Consider the following 13682-nt stretch of genomic DNA (forward strand, 5'->3'; position numbering starts at 1 on the left):
GGAAGTGTCACGGGTCCGGCCGGTCATGGGGCCTCCGACGGACGCAGCGCCGCGAGCGCGCCGGCGCCGAGAAGCACCGACAGGGAGGCCGCCAGGTCGAAGTCCGGCGCCTCTTGCACCGCCGCCGTCGCGGCAGGGCCCAGCGGCAGGCCCCGGTCGAGGGCCGACAGCAGCGTTGCCGCGCCCGGGGGCAGCCTGCGGACTTCCACGTCGAGATCCGGCCGCGTCACCAGGGCGTCCTCTCCGCCATCGGGCAGGCGCTCGGGCGCAGGCCCGTCGGACCGGTTGGCCTCCCAGATGGTCACGGCGGGAAAGGGCGAGACGATCAGGTGGGCGGCCGGGTGGAGCGCAAGGCGGAGATGGTCCAGCCGGTCGGGCGCAATGCCGGCAAGGGCCGACGGGTCGAGCGGCGCTTCATCGGCGGCGTGGTAGGCCTGGAGCCAGGCCCAGTCGAGGCGCGCGACGTCGGGGATGTAAGGGTAGGGCGCGAGCGACGGCAGCCGCGCCAGGAAATCGGGGAAACCTGCTCCGTAACGGAAGAGAAGCGGCGATGCGGGCTTTTCCTCCGAGGCGAAAGCACGGGCGGCGGCGGCGAAGAATTCCTCGCCCACCAGGCGGACCACGGCGGGAAAAGTGGCCGACAGCGCTTCGGTGAGGGTGGAGGCGACGGTGTTGCGATAAACGCCGAACCGTTTGCCGTCGGGTTGGCCGTCGGGACCGACCACGCCCTCGGGGATGTTCGGCTCGGGCGCGGTGACGGCAGTGAAGAAGGCACGGCTGGCGTCCGGCTCAGACGGCACGGCGGATCTCCCGCGGTGTGCCGGCCGTGGCCAGCCGGGCGTCGGCGTCCGCTGCTTCGGCGGCGAGCGTCGCCCAATCCGGCAGGTCGCCGTCCCACTCGATCAGGGTCGGGATCGGTCGCCCTGCAAGGGCGAGCGTCAGATCGTAGAGCTCCCAGACCCGGTCGCAGACTTCCCGGTCGTGGGTGTCGATCAGAAGCGGTCGGCCGTGGGCGTCGGTGTCGTCGGCATGACCGGCGAGGTGGATCTCGCCCACGAGATCCAGCGGAAACGCGCGCAGATAGGCGTCCGCGTCGGCCGCGCCGTTGGTGCAGGCCACGTGGACATTGTTCACGTCCAGAAGCAGGCCGCAGCCGGTGCGCCGGGCGAGCTCCCGCAGAAAGTCCGTTTCCGAAAGCGTCGTCTCCGTGAAGGCGACGTAGGTCGACGGGTTTTCCAGAAGGATGGATCGTTTGAGCCGCGACTGGACCTGGTCGATGTGGGCGGCGACCCGCGCCAGCGTCGTCTCGGTGTAGGGGAGGGGCAGAAGGTCCGGCACATAGGTGCCGTCATGGGTCGACCACGCCAGATGTTCGGAGACGAGCCCGGGCTCGTAGCGCTCCACCACCCGGGCCAGCCGGTACAGATGCGCCGCGTCCAGCGGCCCCGAGCCGCCGATCGACATGCCGACACCGTGGACGGAGAGCGGGTAGTGCCGGCGGATCGCTTCCAGGTGGCGATGGGGCGGCCCGCCATCGCCCATATAATTCTCGGCGTGGACCTCGAAGAAGCCGATGTCCGGCATGTCCGACAGGATTTCGCCCGCGTGATCGCGCTTGAACCCGACCCCGGCGCGGGCCGGGACCGGGTTGTCCACACGGTCGGGACGGGGCGGTGCCATCGCCGTTTGCGCTCCCTCGGCGCCGGCTTTCGCCTCAGGTGGAGGATTTCTCCGGCAGGTCGCGCTTCAGGGGCTCCAGGCTACCGTGGCGGTCGCCGGGCAGATCCATGGAGGTGCAGGTGCCCTTGGGAACCAGCTTCCAGGCGTTGCCCTGATAGTCGACCGTGGAGGTTGCCGCGCAGGTCGTGCCGGGGCCGGCGGCGCAGTCGTTCTCGCCGGCCTTGGCGACGCCGTAGCATTTGACCATGTCGGCGGCGGTGGCCGGAGCGGCCATGCCGGAGAGCGCGGTCGCGACCGCGCCGGCGATTGCGGCGGCGGTGAAGAACTTGGTGTCAGCCATTTTCGTCAGTCCCCTTGTGTTGGATTTTTGGCGCGGCCCGCCGGCCAGGCTCGGCAGCCCACATCTCACTCAAAATGAGACCGGGGAACAACAGGAAATCAATATGGTGCGAGGCTTGTGTTACGCGCCTGGCGCAAGCCGGCCGTCGGCGACATGGAAGATTTCCGCCCGCTCTCCAATCGCCTCGAACAGGATCGGATCGGTGCCGGTCATGAAGATCTGGCCGCCGAGCCGCTCCAGCCGATCGTAGAGGGCGGCCCGACGGTTCGGGTCGAGATGGGCCGCCACCTCGTCGAGAAGCAGCACGGGAGCCCGGCGGTTGGCGTCCGCGATCAGTTCGGCGTGAGCCAGGATCAGGCCGATCAGGAGCGCCTTCTGCTCTCCGGTCGAGGCCTGGGCGGCGGGCATGGCCTTGTCGGCGTGGGTGACCACAAGATCGGCGCGATGAGGGCCGGTCAGGGTCCGCCCGGCGGCCCGGTCCCGGGGGCGGCCTTCGCTCAGAAGCCGCCGGAAGGTTTCGGCGCGCTCCTGGGCATCGGCGCCGTCGGTCCGGGCCTCGAAGTCGCCGTCGAGGGCAAGGTGGGCGCGGGGGAAGGCGCTCGCGTCAGGCGGGATCGCGTCGATCGCGTTGCGGAACCGCGCGACGAGGTCGGCCCGCGCCGCGGCGATCGCCGCGCCGTGCTGGGCGATCTCCGTCTCGATCGCATCGAACCAGCCGGCATCGGCGCCGGGGTCTTCCAGGAGCCGGTTGCGGTGGCGCACCGCCTTCTCGTAGCGGGTCGCGTTGCGGCCGTGGGCCGGATCCAGCCCCATGACCAGACGGTCGAGAAAACGGCGGCGATCGCCGGCCGGACCCGTGAACAGGCCGTCCATGGCCGGGGTCAGCCACACCACGTCGAGATGGGACAGAAGCGCGTCGGAAGAGGAGGCGTCCTCGCCGTCGATGCGGATGCGGCGGCTGCGCGGACCCCCGGCGTCGGGCGCGATCCCGGTTCCGATCGCAACCGGACCGGAAGCGGTCTCAAGTTCCGCATGGACGGTCCACCCGCCGGAGCCGCCGGAGCGGGCCACGGTGTCATAGGGCGCGCGGCGCAGACCACGCCCGGGCGACAGGAAGGAGACGGCCTCGAGCAGGTTCGTCTTGCCGGATCCGTTCGCGCCGACCAGCACGACGGAGCGTCCGTCGAGCTTCAGCGCCAGATGCGCATAATTGCGGAAGTCCGTCAGCGTGAGGGCGGTCAGGGCGACCCGGGCGACGGACGGTGAGCTGGCGTCCGTCATGGCCTTCACACGGTGCGCGTTTCGGGTGGGCCGGGTGGCTTACACCCGCATCGGCATCAGGACGTAGAGCGTCCGGTTCTCGCTGATGTCGTGGACCAGCGTCGGCGATCCGGGATCGGCGAGCTTGAACTCGGCGGTCTCGGTCTCGAGCTGGGCGGCGATGTCCAGCAGATAGCGGGAGTTGAAGCCGATATCGAGCGGCTCGGCGTCGTACTCGACCACCAGTTCCTCGGTGGCGCTGCCGGAATCAGGGTTGTTCACCGAGAGGATCAGCTTGCCCGGCTGCAGCGACAGCTTCACCGCGCGGCCGCGCTCGCTGGACACGGTCGAGACACGGTCGACGGCGCTGGAAAACTCCTGGCGGTCGACATGGAGCAGCTTGTCGTTGTTCTGCGGGATCACGCGGACATAGTCCGGGAAGGTGCCATCGATCAGCTTCGACGTCAGCACGACGTTCTCGAAGGTGAAGCGGATCTTGGCGTCCGACAGCTCGATCTTGACCGCCTCTTCCGGATCCTCGATCAGGCGCAGGATCTCGCTGACGGTCTTGCGGGGCACGATCACGCCGGGGATCCCGTTGGAGCCGTCCGGCGCCGGCAGTTCCGCCTGGGCGAGCCGGTGGCCGTCGGTGGCGACCGCGCGCAGCATCGTGCCCTCGGCGCCGTCCACCGTGTGCACGTAGATCCCGTTCAGATAGTAGCGCGTTTCCTCGGTGGAGATCGCAAATTGGGTCCGGTCGATCAGCAGCTTCAGCTCGCTTGCCTTCAGCGTGAAGGAGTGGGTGAAGGTGCCGGCCGTGATGTCGGGGAAGTCCGCTTCCGGCAGGATCTGCAGCGAAAAGCGCGAGCGTCCCGCCGAAAGCGTCATCGAGGTGCCGTCGCTGTTGGTCTCAAGCGAGATCTGCGCCCCCTCGGGCAGCTTGCGGACGATGTCGTGGAGCATGTGGGCGGGCACGGTGGTGCCGCCGGTCTGCTCGACCATCGCGGGAACCTGCTCGGTAACCTCGATGTCGAGATCGGTCGCCTTCAGGTTCAAGGCGCTGCCGTCCGTACGGATCAGGACGTTCGACAGGATGGGAATCGTGTTGCGCCGTTCCACCACGCGATAGACGTGGGTCAGCGATTTCAGGAGGTGGGCCCGTTCCAATGTCGCGCGCATGGCCTTGAGACGTCCGAGGCTGCCGTTGTCACGTAAGGGACGGTCGACGGATGGAAGGGTCGACCGGTCCGAGGCCGTCGTCCGGCAATGCGGACGGTGCGGCTTCGGGGGAGCGCAAGGTGCCGCCAACGCGGCACGGATGCAAGCCCTGTCGGGAATTTCGGGGTGTGAAACAGATCGGCCGGTCACCGCGGGGCGGGACCGGCCGTATCTGGCGGAGAAGGGGCGGCCGCCGAAGCGGCCTCAGGTCAGCTGTCCAGGAGCCGCTTCAGCGTCTCGACGTCCTCGGCCAGAGCATTATCCGTGCCAACCAGGCTGTCGATCTTTCGCACAGCGTGCAAAACAGTTGTGTGGTCTCTTCCGCCAAAGCGACGACCGATTTCCGGAAGCGACCGGGGCGTCAGGGACTTGGCCAGGAACATGGCAACCTGACGCGGACGGACGACGGCCCGGGTGCGGCGGGCGGACACCAGGTCCGCCTTGGAGACGTTGTAGTGCTGCGCGACGACGCGCTGGATGTCCTCGATCTTAGGGCGCCGGCCCTCGCGGGCGCGGACCAGATCCTTCAGGGCCGACTCGGCCATGTCCAGGGTGATGGCCGCACCGGTGAGCTGGTTGCGGGCCACGAGGCGGTTCACGGCACCGTCCAGGTCGCGGCCGTTCGAGGTGACCGAGCGGGCCACGAAGTCGAGCACGTCCCGGGGGAACTCCAGCTCCGGGAAGGCGGCCTTCTGGGCGGCGAGACGCCGCTCCAGGATCTTGGAGCGCAGCTCCAGGTCGGGGGCGCCGATTTCCACCGACAGGCCGGCGCCGATGCGGGAGCGGACGCGCTGGTCAAGGCCTTCCAGTTCGCTGACCGGACGGTCCGCGGCGAGGACCACCTGACGGGCGCCGTCCACGAGCGCGTTCAGGGTGTGGCAGAACTCCTCCTGGACCTTTCCCCCGTGCAGGAACTGCAGATCGTCGATCAGGAGGACGTCTATGTCCCGGAGGAGCTCCTTGAAGGCAAGCGCGGTCTGGTTTTTCAGGGCCGCGACGAACCTGTAAATGTAGTGTTCTGCAGTCAGGTATAGCACGCGCCGTTGCGCGTGCTGGCGGGCTTCGGCGGCGATGCCCTGCAGGATGTGGGTCTTGCCGTAGCCGACGGAGCCGTGGATGAACAGCGGATTGAAGGCGGCTTTCTCGCCGGACGCGGCCACGGCGACCCGTTTGGCGGCGGCGAGCGCGAGCATGTTCGAAGGACCCTCTTCGAAGCTGCTCAGCGTGTAGCGGGGATCGAGCGGAGATCCGTTGAGCGCATCCTCGGGCTGGTCGGGTTCGGTCTTGGGCGCCTTTGCGGAGGTCCCCTTCGCGCTGCCGCGGGGCGCACGCTCGGGGGACGGCTGCGACGGCTTGTCGGCACGGCCCGGAGCCGACGGGCTGCCCGGACGCACGGAGCCGCGAACCACGAAGTCCACGCGGCGGATGTCGCCCATTTCCTGCTGGCACAGCTGAACGATCCGCGCGCCGTAGCGCTGCTCCACCCACTGCCGGATGAACAGCGTCGGAACCGACACCTTCACCACGGATGCACTGCGGGACTCAAAATCGATCCGCGTGAACCAACTCGAATAGACCTCCTCGCCCAGCTCATCGTGGAGACGCTGCAGGACGCGCCCCCACTTCTGATCCTGGGTTGGGTCGATTTGGGCCGTCGTCATCCTTTCCACTCCTTCTCCGCCTGTTCTTTCATCCGCCTCGATACTCACTGAACGCGCATCCGGTGCGCTTTTTATTAAGCCGGCTAGGTATTTTCCGGCAGTCTTGTCCCTGGACCGCGGAGATTGCTCCGGATCGACGGGATTGAATTCCGTGTCGTCTAGGATTGAACCCAGGGAAGTCCGGCCGCCTTCCAGCCCGAGACCTGGCCGCGGTGGCTGAGGTCGTCACATGGGCCTTCGAAGCCGTCGGATATGTTGAAGCAGGCGGTGTACCCGGCCTGCGTCAGCGCGGTTGCCGCACTGCGACTGCGCGCGCCTGAGCGGCAGAGGAAATAGACCGGCGTGTCGGGGCCGGCGTTCCGCTCGGCGAGAGCGGCGCGGACGTTATCCACGAAACCGGGGTCCACGTCCATGGCCGGATAGCTCTGCCATTCGATCAGAACGGGGGTGTTGCCGATACCCGACAGATCGGGGATGCCGACGAAGGTCCATTCCGCACGGGTGCGGACATCCACCAGCACCGCAGTCTTGTCTTCCTGGAGGGCCTTCCAGACCTCGGTGCTGGGGAGGTCGCCGGCATAGGCTGGTTCGGACGCCATCGACAAATTTCCTTCGACACGCCGAACCACCGTCCGGCGCCGCTTCAACTCATGGTTTTGGTTGTCGGCCAGATGCGCGCTATCCCCTCGCGGGTGCGCGCTTCAGGTCGCCGCTGTTAAGATACGCTGGATGTATGGAGCTAGGTCCAAACGACGAGAGAACTCAAATTGGTGTCCTCCAATACTTCATTGGCTTAAACTATACACAACATACACAAATTTATTTTTGTGATTATTTGAAAAGGCCGGTGGGTGCCGACCGATGACTTGAAGATACAGATGCGCCCCCAGGGCCGCAATGGGCATTGGTGACTAAATTGTAAACGGCCCCTTAACGGAGCCGGGTGATTCGTCAGGGCCTTTTGCAACTCGTTCCGGCAACCTGTTTCGACTCAATGGATTCCTCCTCCGAAGTGGCGGCCCGACCGCGCCGGAACGAAGGTGGCAAAAAAATTTTGAGGGAGCTACTTGACTTTTCGGATGCAGGCCCTCTTTCGGAAAAATGAGCGCTATGTCACGCTAATTATCTGAAATGTAAGTGTTTTTTTGGCCAAGTGGGGCGCCGGGAAAGGGGCGGCGGCGGGCGGGATTTAGATTAGCCGGTTAAGCCTTGTGGATAGCTGTGAAAACGGGCTTCCGCCCTGACCGGAGGCTCTCGGCCGCTGCCGAGGGCGTTGGCATCCAGACATGAAAAAGGCCCGACGCGAGATGCGTCGAGCCCCTCAAGGCAGCCCGGATTGAAGGTGTCCGTCTGATCAGACCGACAGGGCCTTCACTCGCTGGGCGAGCCGCGAAACCTTGCGCGAAGCGGTATTGCGATGAATAACGCCTTTGGTTGCCGCGCGCATGATCTCCGGTTGCGCCTGCTTCAGCGCCGACTGTGCGGCGGTGGAATCCCCGGAGCTGATCGCCTCCTCGACTTTGCGCACAAAGCTGCGCATCCGAGACCGGCGAGACTTGTTGATCTCGGTCCGGCGCGCGATCTTCCGGGTCATCTTTTTAGCCGATCGCGTGTTGGCCATCGACGCTCCTGTCCTTTTTCTCGCCGGGCCGTTCGCGGGGGCATTCCGCTTCAGGACCCGAACCGGTCTTCCAGATCCGAACCCGCGGTGTCGGCGCTCGATGCCGCGCTCCGCTCCGCATGGTCGGTGATGTCGCTTGTGATGCCGATGGCGCCGCTCCAGTCGACGCTCGCCTGACGGCGCCTCCCGAACCGGCCTGTTCAGCCTCGGCATCCTGAGGATAAGGGCGCGTCTATACGCTCGCGCAACCCCCCGGTCAACGGTTCAGCCCGGTTTTCGCATCAAAAGGTGGCGTTTCCAGCCCGCTGACCGCCTGTCGGTGTCCCGCTCCGCCGCACCGGCGCGCCCGGGCCGGAGCCGTTCGCGACCGCCCGGACGGTGCCGTCCGAGCGGAAGAGGCGCTAGCGGTTCTTGAACTGGGGCGTGCGCTTGTCGACGAAGGCGTCCATGCCCTCTTTCTGGTCCTCGGTGCCGAACATGGCGTGGAACAGGCGCCGTTCGAAGCGGACGCCTTCCGCCAGCGTCGTCTCGTAGGAGCGGTTCACGCTCTCCTTCGCCATCATCACGATCGGCTGCGAGAAGTCGGCGATCTTCTCCGCGGCGGCGAGCGCCTCGCCGATCAGCTCGTCGGAGGGGACCACCCGCGACACGAGCCCTGACCGCTCGGCCTCGTCGGCTTTCATCAGCCGTCCGGTCAGCACCATCTCCATGGCCTTCGACTTGCCGACGAAACGGGTGAGGCGCTGAGTGCCGCCGGCGCCCGGCATGACGCCGAGGGTGATCTCCGGCTGGCCGAACTTGGCGCTCTCGGCGGCGATGATGAAGTCGCACATCATCGCCAGCTCGCAGCCGCCGCCGAGCGCGTAGCCGGCCACCGCCGCGATCACCGGCTTGCGCATCTGTCCGACCCGGTCCCAGGGCGAGATGAAGTCGCCGACATAGGCCTGCACGAAATCGAGCGACGCCATCTCCTTGATGTCGGCACCGGCGGCGAACGCCTTGTCGGAGCCGGTGATCACGCTCGCGCCGAGTTTCGGATCCTGCTCGACATGGGTCAGCGCGTCGGTCACTTCGGCAATCAGCTGCGCGTTCAGCGCGTTCATCGCCTTCGGCCGGTTCAGCGTGATCAGCGCCACCTTGCCGCGCGTCTCGTAAAGGATGGTCTCATAGGCCATTGGGAGGCTCCTCACCTGGGCGGCGCCCGGTTGCCACCGCGCCGCTGCCAATTCGGTAGCGAAGCCGTGGGGCGCTTTCAACCGGCAAGCCGCTCGCCGGCGGACCGGTCCTGGCGCCGGAGGATTTCAACGCCGGGCGCGATCGTCTAGACGTGGGGCTCTTCCTTTCCCGCGAGACCCGTCATCCCCAATGTCCGAATTGTCCGTGCTCGAACGATACGACGCGCTGGTTGCTTCCGGCGCGCTCGATCGCGACCCCGCTCAGGAAGCCGTGGCCCTGCGCCTCGGCGAGCTCTGCGACGCGCTGGAGGAGCGGCCGGAGGCGGGCCGCTCGCAAAGTGTGCTCGGACGCCTGTTCCGCCGGCCGCGGCCGCGCGAGGCCGTGCACGGGCTCTATCTCTGGGGCGAGGTGGGGCGCGGCAAGACGATGCTGATGGACTTCTTCTTCGAGGCCGCGCCCATTGAGAAGAAGCGCCGGGCCCATTTCACGAATTTCATGGCCGACGTGCACGCCCGGGTCCACGCCGCCCGCCAGGCGATCGCGGACGGCCGGACGAAGGGCGACGACCCGATCCCGCCGGTGGCCGCCTCCATCGCGGAGGAGACGGAGCTTTTGTGCTTCGACGAATTCACCGTGACCGACATCGCCGACGCGATGATCCTCGGCCGGCTGTTCACGCGGCTGTTCGAGGACGGTCTGGTGCTGGTGGCCACCTCCAACGTGGCGCCGGACGATCTCTACAAGGGCGGGCTCAACCGCGGCCACTTCCTGGGCTTCATCGATCTGTTGAAGCGGCATGTCGACGTGCAGCGGCTGGATGCCCACGCCGATTACCGGCTCGACAAGCTGGCCGGGACGCGGGTCTATTTCGATGCCGACAGCCCGGAAGACCAGCGGGCCATGGAGGGGCTCTGGCGCAGGCTCACCGGAGGCGAGGAGCCGGCTGCCCAGACCATCGAGGTGCTGGGCCACAAGGTCGAGGTGCCGGCCATGCTCGGCGGGGTCGCGCGATTCTCCTTCTCCGATCTGTGCGAACGGCCGCTCGGGGCGAGCGACTACCGGGCGATCGCCGACCGCTTCCACACGGTGGTGGTGACGGGGGTGCCGTTGCTGTCGCCGCAGCGTCGCAACGAGGCGAAGCGCTTCATCACCCTGATCGACGTCTTCTATGACGCGCACGTCCGCGTCGTGATCTCCGCACAGGCTGAGCCGGACGGGCTGTTTTCCGGGGAGGATGGCACCGAGGCCTTCGAGTTCAAGCGCACCGCGTCGCGCCTGACGGAGATGCGCTCGATGAGCTATCTGGAAGCCAGCGAACAGCTGCCGCTCACCTGATCTTCCCATCGGCAGGCATGTCGCGTCTCTCGTGGCTTGAACCATCATGCCAAAGGGAGTAGTGACACCCCCGGCTCGCGCTCCGGCGCCGCTCTTTTCTCATTTTCCAGCCTTGCATCAGTTAGAAAGGGACCGGTTCTCATGGCGCGCACGAAAATCGCATTGATCGGCGCCGGCCAGATCGGCGGCACGCTTGCGCTGCTCGCTGGCCTCAAGGAGCTCGGCGACGTCGTGCTGTTCGACATTGCCGAAGGAACCCCGCAGGGCAAGGCGCTCGACATCGCCGAAGCCTCGCCGGTCGAGGGCTTCGATGCCGTCGTCGCCGGCACCAACGGCTACGAGGCGATCGCAGGCGCCGACGTCGTGATCGTGACGGCCGGCGTGCCGCGCAAGCCCGGCATGAGCCGCGACGATCTGCTCGGCATCAACCTGAAGGTCATGGAGCAGGTCGGCCAGGGCATCCGCGACAACGCCCCCGACGCCTTCGTGATCTGCATCACCAACCCGCTCGACGCCATGGTGTGGGCGCTGCAGAAGTTCTCCGGACTGCCGGCTAACAAGGTCGTCGGCATGGCCGGCGTTCTCGACAGTGCGCGCTTCCGCTATTTCCTGGCCGAGGAGTTCAAGGTGTCCGTCGAGGACGTGACCGCCTTCGTGCTCGGCGGCCACGGCGACACGATGGTGCCGCTGGTGCGCTATTCCACCGTGGCCGGCATTCCGCTGCCGGATCTGGTGAAAATGGGCTGGACCACCGACGCGCGTCTGGAAGAGATCGTCCAGCGCACCCGGGACGGCGGTGCGGAGATCGTCGGTCTGCTGAAGACCGGGTCGGCCTTCTACGCGCCGGCCTCCTCGGCGATCCAGATGGCCGAAGCCTATCTCAAGGACAAGAAGCGGGTCCTGCCCTGCGCGGCCTATCTCACCGGTCAGTACGGTCTCGACGGCATGTATGTCGGCGTGCCCACCGTGATCGGCGAAGGCGGCATCGAGCGCATCATCGAGATCGAGCTTCAGGGCGCCGAAAAGGACAACTTCCAGAAATCCGTCGACTCGGTGCGGGGACTCATGGATGCCTGCAAGGGCATCCAGCCGAGCCTCGGCTGAGGCGCGCCTCGGGGGCCGGTGAATCCGGCCCTTTCCATTTCTTTGCTGTGCGACAGGCCGGGAGACAGACGTGAACATCCACGAATATCAGGCCAAGGAAGTCCTCAAGGGCTACGGCGCGCCGGTGGCCAACGGCGTTCCGATCACCGATGCCGCCGAGGCCGAGGCGGCTGCGTCCAAGCTTCCTGGGCCGCTCTATGTGGTGAAGAGCCAGATCCACGCCGGCGGCCGCGGCAAGGGCAAGTTCAAGGAACTCGGCCCGGACGCCAAGGGCGGCGTGCGCCTCGCCAAGTCGGTGGAAGAAGTTGCCGCCTTCGCCAAGGAGATGCTCGGCAACACGCTGGTGACCAAGCAGACCGGCCCGGCCGGCAAGCAGGTCAACCGCCTCTATATCGAGGACGGCGCCGACATCGACCGCGAACTCTATCTCTCCCTGCTGGTCGACCGCACCGTCGGCAAGGTGGCCTTCGTCGCCTCGACCGAGGGCGGCATGGACATCGAGACCGTCGCCGAGGAAACGCCGGAGAAGATCCTCACGCTTCCCATCGATCCGGAAGCCGGCGTCACCGAGGCCGATGCGGCCAAGCTCTGCGATGCGCTCAAGCTCGACGGGCCGGCCCGCGAGGACGGGATGAAGCTGTTCCCGATCCTCTACAAGGCCTATGGCGAGAAGGACATGAGCCTTCTGGAGATCAATCCGCTGATCGTCATGACCGACGGTCACCTGCGCGTGCTCGACGCCAAGGTCTCCTTCGACGGCAACGCCATGTTCCGTCACGACGACATCAAGGCGCTGCGCGACGAGACCGAGGAAGATGCCAAGGAGATCGAGGCGTCCAAGTACGATCTCGCCTACATCGCCCTCGATGGCGACATCGGCTGCATGGTGAACGGCGCGGGCCTCGCCATGGCGACGATGGACATCATCAAGCTCTACGGCAAGGAGCCGGCGAACTTCCTCGACGTCGGCGGCGGCGCGAGCAAGGAGAAGGTCACGGCGGCGTTCAAGATCATCACCGCCGACCCGAACGTGAAGGGCATCCTGGTCAACATCTTCGGCGGCATCATGCGCTGCGACATCATCGCCGAGGGCGTGGTGGCCGCGGTGAAGGAAGTCGGCCTCACGGTTCCGCTCGTCGTTCGGCTGGAAGGCACGAACGTCGACAAGGGCAAGGCGATCCTCAACGAGAGCGGGCTGGCCATCACGGCGGCCGACGATCTCGACGACGCCGCCAAGAAGATCGTCGCGGCGGTCGGCTAGGTCCGGTCTTCCGCTGCCCCGCCGGCGCCCCTGGGGCTCACAATGGTGCCGGCGTGCGGCCTGCGACTTGATGCACAGCTAAAGAAGGCACGTTATGTCCATTCTCGTCGACAAGAACACCAAGGTGATCGTGCAGGGTCTGACCGGCAAGACCGGCACCTTCCACACTGAGCAGGCGCTGGCCTACTACGGCACCAAGATGGTCGGTGGTGTGCACCCGAAGAAGGGCGGCGAGACCTGGCAGGGCACCGCCGCCGGGAATTCGGTCGAGCTGCCGATCTTCGCCTCCGTGGCCGAAGCCAAGGAGAAGACGGGCGCCGACGCCTCGGTGATCTACGTTCCGCCGGCCGGCGCGGCCGCGGCCATCGAGGAGGCGATCGACGCCGAGGTCGGCCTGATCGTCTGCATCACCGAAGGCATCCCGGTGATGGACATGGTCAACGTGAAGGCCAAGCTCGACAAGTCGAAGTCGCGCCTGATCGGCCCGAACTGCCCCGGCGTTCTGACGCCGGAAGAGTGCAAGATCGGCATCATGCCGGGCAACATCTTCAAGAAGGGCTCGGTCGGTGTCGTCTCGCGCTCCGGCACGCTTACCTATGAAGCGGTGTTCCAGACCACCAACGAGGGCCTTGGCCAGACCACGGCGGTCGGCATCGGCGGCGACCCGGTGAAGGGCACCGAGTTCATCGACGTGCTGGAGATGTTCCTCGCCGACGACGCGACGGAATCCATCATCATGATCGGCGAGATCGGCGGCTCGGCCGAAGAGGACGCCGCCCAGTTCCTAGCCGACGAGGCCAAGAAGGGCCGCAAGAAGCCGACCGTCGGCTTCATCGCTGGCCGCACGGCGCCTCCCGGCCGGACCATGGGCCATGCCGGTGCCGTGGTGTCCGGCGGCAAGGGCGGCGCGGAAGACAAGATCGCCGCGATGGAAGCGGCCGGAATCAAGGTATCTCCGTCGCCGGCACAGCTTGGCGCAACCTTGAGTGCGCTTCTGAAAGGGTGACGATCGCGGTCCGGGGGCTT

General features: G+C 66.6%; 13 protein-coding genes. 4 read left to right on the forward strand and 9 right to left on the reverse strand.

Going from position 1 to position 13682, the window contains the following annotated elements:
• Positions 1 to 23: 23 nt before the first annotated feature.
• From J2S73_RS03065 to J2S73_RS03105, 9 genes are all read right to left on the reverse strand, one after another.
• The gene (locus tag J2S73_RS03065) at positions 24 to 800 is read right to left on the reverse strand and encodes an HvfC/BufC N-terminal domain-containing protein (protein ID WP_306883945.1); all 777 of its coding nucleotides are present in this window, start codon (positions 798 to 800) and stop codon (positions 24 to 26) included.
• Positions 790 to 1680 (reverse strand): MNIO family bufferin maturase, encoded by an 891-nt coding sequence (gene bufB, locus J2S73_RS03070; RefSeq protein ID WP_306883946.1) that lies wholly within the window; start codon positions 1678 to 1680, stop codon positions 790 to 792. Before bufB ends, J2S73_RS03065 begins: the two co-directional genes overlap by 11 nt.
• A gap of 34 nt (positions 1681 to 1714) precedes the next feature.
• Positions 1715 to 2020 (reverse strand): BufA1 family periplasmic bufferin-type metallophore, encoded by a 306-nt coding sequence (locus tag J2S73_RS03075; RefSeq protein ID WP_306883947.1) that lies wholly within the window; start codon positions 2018 to 2020, stop codon positions 1715 to 1717.
• A 120-nt stretch (positions 2021 to 2140) separates the two neighbouring features.
• On the reverse strand, positions 2141 to 3301 hold the full coding sequence (recF, locus tag J2S73_RS03080) for a DNA replication/repair protein RecF (protein ID WP_306883948.1): 1161 nt from the start codon (positions 3299 to 3301) through the stop codon (positions 2141 to 2143).
• A gap of 39 nt (positions 3302 to 3340) precedes the next feature.
• Positions 3341 to 4459, reverse strand: a complete 1119-nt coding sequence (gene dnaN, locus J2S73_RS03085) for a DNA polymerase III subunit beta (protein WP_306883949.1) — start codon at positions 4457 to 4459, stop codon at positions 3341 to 3343.
• A 248-nt stretch (positions 4460 to 4707) separates the two neighbouring features.
• Positions 4708 to 6159 carry a chromosomal replication initiator protein DnaA gene (gene dnaA, locus J2S73_RS03090; protein ID WP_306883950.1) on the reverse strand — a complete coding sequence of 484 codons (1452 nt, stop codon included), beginning with the start codon at positions 6157 to 6159 and terminating at the stop codon, positions 4708 to 4710.
• 158 nt (positions 6160 to 6317) lie between these two features.
• Positions 6318 to 6758 (reverse strand): rhodanese-like domain-containing protein, encoded by a 441-nt coding sequence (locus J2S73_RS03095; protein WP_306883951.1) that lies wholly within the window; start codon positions 6756 to 6758, stop codon positions 6318 to 6320.
• A 755-nt stretch (positions 6759 to 7513) separates the two neighbouring features.
• Positions 7514 to 7780 (reverse strand): 30S ribosomal protein S20, encoded by a 267-nt coding sequence (gene rpsT, locus J2S73_RS03100; protein WP_306883952.1) that lies wholly within the window; start codon positions 7778 to 7780, stop codon positions 7514 to 7516.
• Positions 7781 to 8181: 401 nt separating this feature from the next.
• Complete coding sequence (locus J2S73_RS03105) at positions 8182 to 8955, reverse strand: enoyl-CoA hydratase (protein WP_306883953.1); 774 nt, start codon at positions 8953 to 8955, stop codon at positions 8182 to 8184.
• Between the two features lie 190 nt (positions 8956 to 9145).
• On the opposite strand from J2S73_RS03105, the gene zapE reads away from it, so the two are divergent.
• From zapE to sucD, 4 genes are all read left to right on the forward strand, one after another.
• The gene (gene zapE, locus J2S73_RS03110) at positions 9146 to 10291 is read left to right on the forward strand and encodes a cell division protein ZapE (RefSeq protein ID WP_306883954.1); all 1146 of its coding nucleotides are present in this window, start codon (positions 9146 to 9148) and stop codon (positions 10289 to 10291) included.
• A 141-nt stretch (positions 10292 to 10432) separates the two neighbouring features.
• Positions 10433 to 11395 carry a malate dehydrogenase gene (gene mdh / locus J2S73_RS03115; RefSeq protein WP_306883955.1) on the forward strand — a complete coding sequence of 321 codons (963 nt, stop codon included), beginning with the start codon at positions 10433 to 10435 and terminating at the stop codon, positions 11393 to 11395.
• A 70-nt stretch (positions 11396 to 11465) separates the two neighbouring features.
• On the forward strand, positions 11466 to 12656 hold the full coding sequence (gene sucC, locus J2S73_RS03120; protein ID WP_306883956.1) for an ADP-forming succinate--CoA ligase subunit beta: 1191 nt from the start codon (positions 11466 to 11468) through the stop codon (positions 12654 to 12656).
• A gap of 94 nt (positions 12657 to 12750) precedes the next feature.
• The gene (sucD, locus tag J2S73_RS03125; RefSeq protein WP_306883957.1) at positions 12751 to 13662 is read left to right on the forward strand and encodes a succinate--CoA ligase subunit alpha; all 912 of its coding nucleotides are present in this window, start codon (positions 12751 to 12753) and stop codon (positions 13660 to 13662) included.
• The last annotated feature ends 20 nt before the right edge of the window (positions 13663 to 13682 follow it).

It is taken from the genome of Amorphus orientalis, assembly GCF_030814015.1.
Lineage (GTDB): Bacteria > Pseudomonadota > Alphaproteobacteria > Rhizobiales > Amorphaceae > Amorphus > Amorphus orientalis.

What these genes read in the sequence shown, in the direction of transcription:
- sucD (WP_306883957.1), top strand. Translation starts at nt 12,751, where the DNA reads ATGTCCATTCTCGTCGACAAGAACACCAAGGTGATCGTGCAGGGTCTG.
- recF (WP_306883948.1), bottom strand. Translation starts at nt 3,301, where the DNA reads ATGACGGACGCCAGCTCACCGTCCGTCGCCCGGGTCGCCCTGACCGCC.
- zapE (WP_306883954.1), top strand. Translation starts at nt 9,146, where the DNA reads ATGTCCGAATTGTCCGTGCTCGAACGATACGACGCGCTGGTTGCTTCC.
- rpsT (WP_306883952.1), bottom strand. Translation starts at nt 7,780, where the DNA reads ATGGCCAACACGCGATCGGCTAAAAAGATGACCCGGAAGATCGCGCGC.
- mdh (WP_306883955.1), top strand. Translation starts at nt 10,433, where the DNA reads ATGGCGCGCACGAAAATCGCATTGATCGGCGCCGGCCAGATCGGCGGC.
- dnaA (WP_306883950.1), bottom strand. Translation starts at nt 6,159, where the DNA reads ATGACGACGGCCCAAATCGACCCAACCCAGGATCAGAAGTGGGGGCGC.
- J2S73_RS03105 (WP_306883953.1), bottom strand. Translation starts at nt 8,955, where the DNA reads ATGGCCTATGAGACCATCCTTTACGAGACGCGCGGCAAGGTGGCGCTG.
- dnaN (WP_306883949.1), bottom strand. Translation starts at nt 4,459, where the DNA reads ATGCGCGCGACATTGGAACGGGCCCACCTCCTGAAATCGCTGACCCAC.
- J2S73_RS03075 (WP_306883947.1), bottom strand. Translation starts at nt 2,020, where the DNA reads ATGGCTGACACCAAGTTCTTCACCGCCGCCGCAATCGCCGGCGCGGTC.
- bufB (WP_306883946.1), bottom strand. Translation starts at nt 1,680, where the DNA reads ATGGCACCGCCCCGTCCCGACCGTGTGGACAACCCGGTCCCGGCCCGC.
- J2S73_RS03095 (WP_306883951.1), bottom strand. Translation starts at nt 6,758, where the DNA reads ATGGCGTCCGAACCAGCCTATGCCGGCGACCTCCCCAGCACCGAGGTC.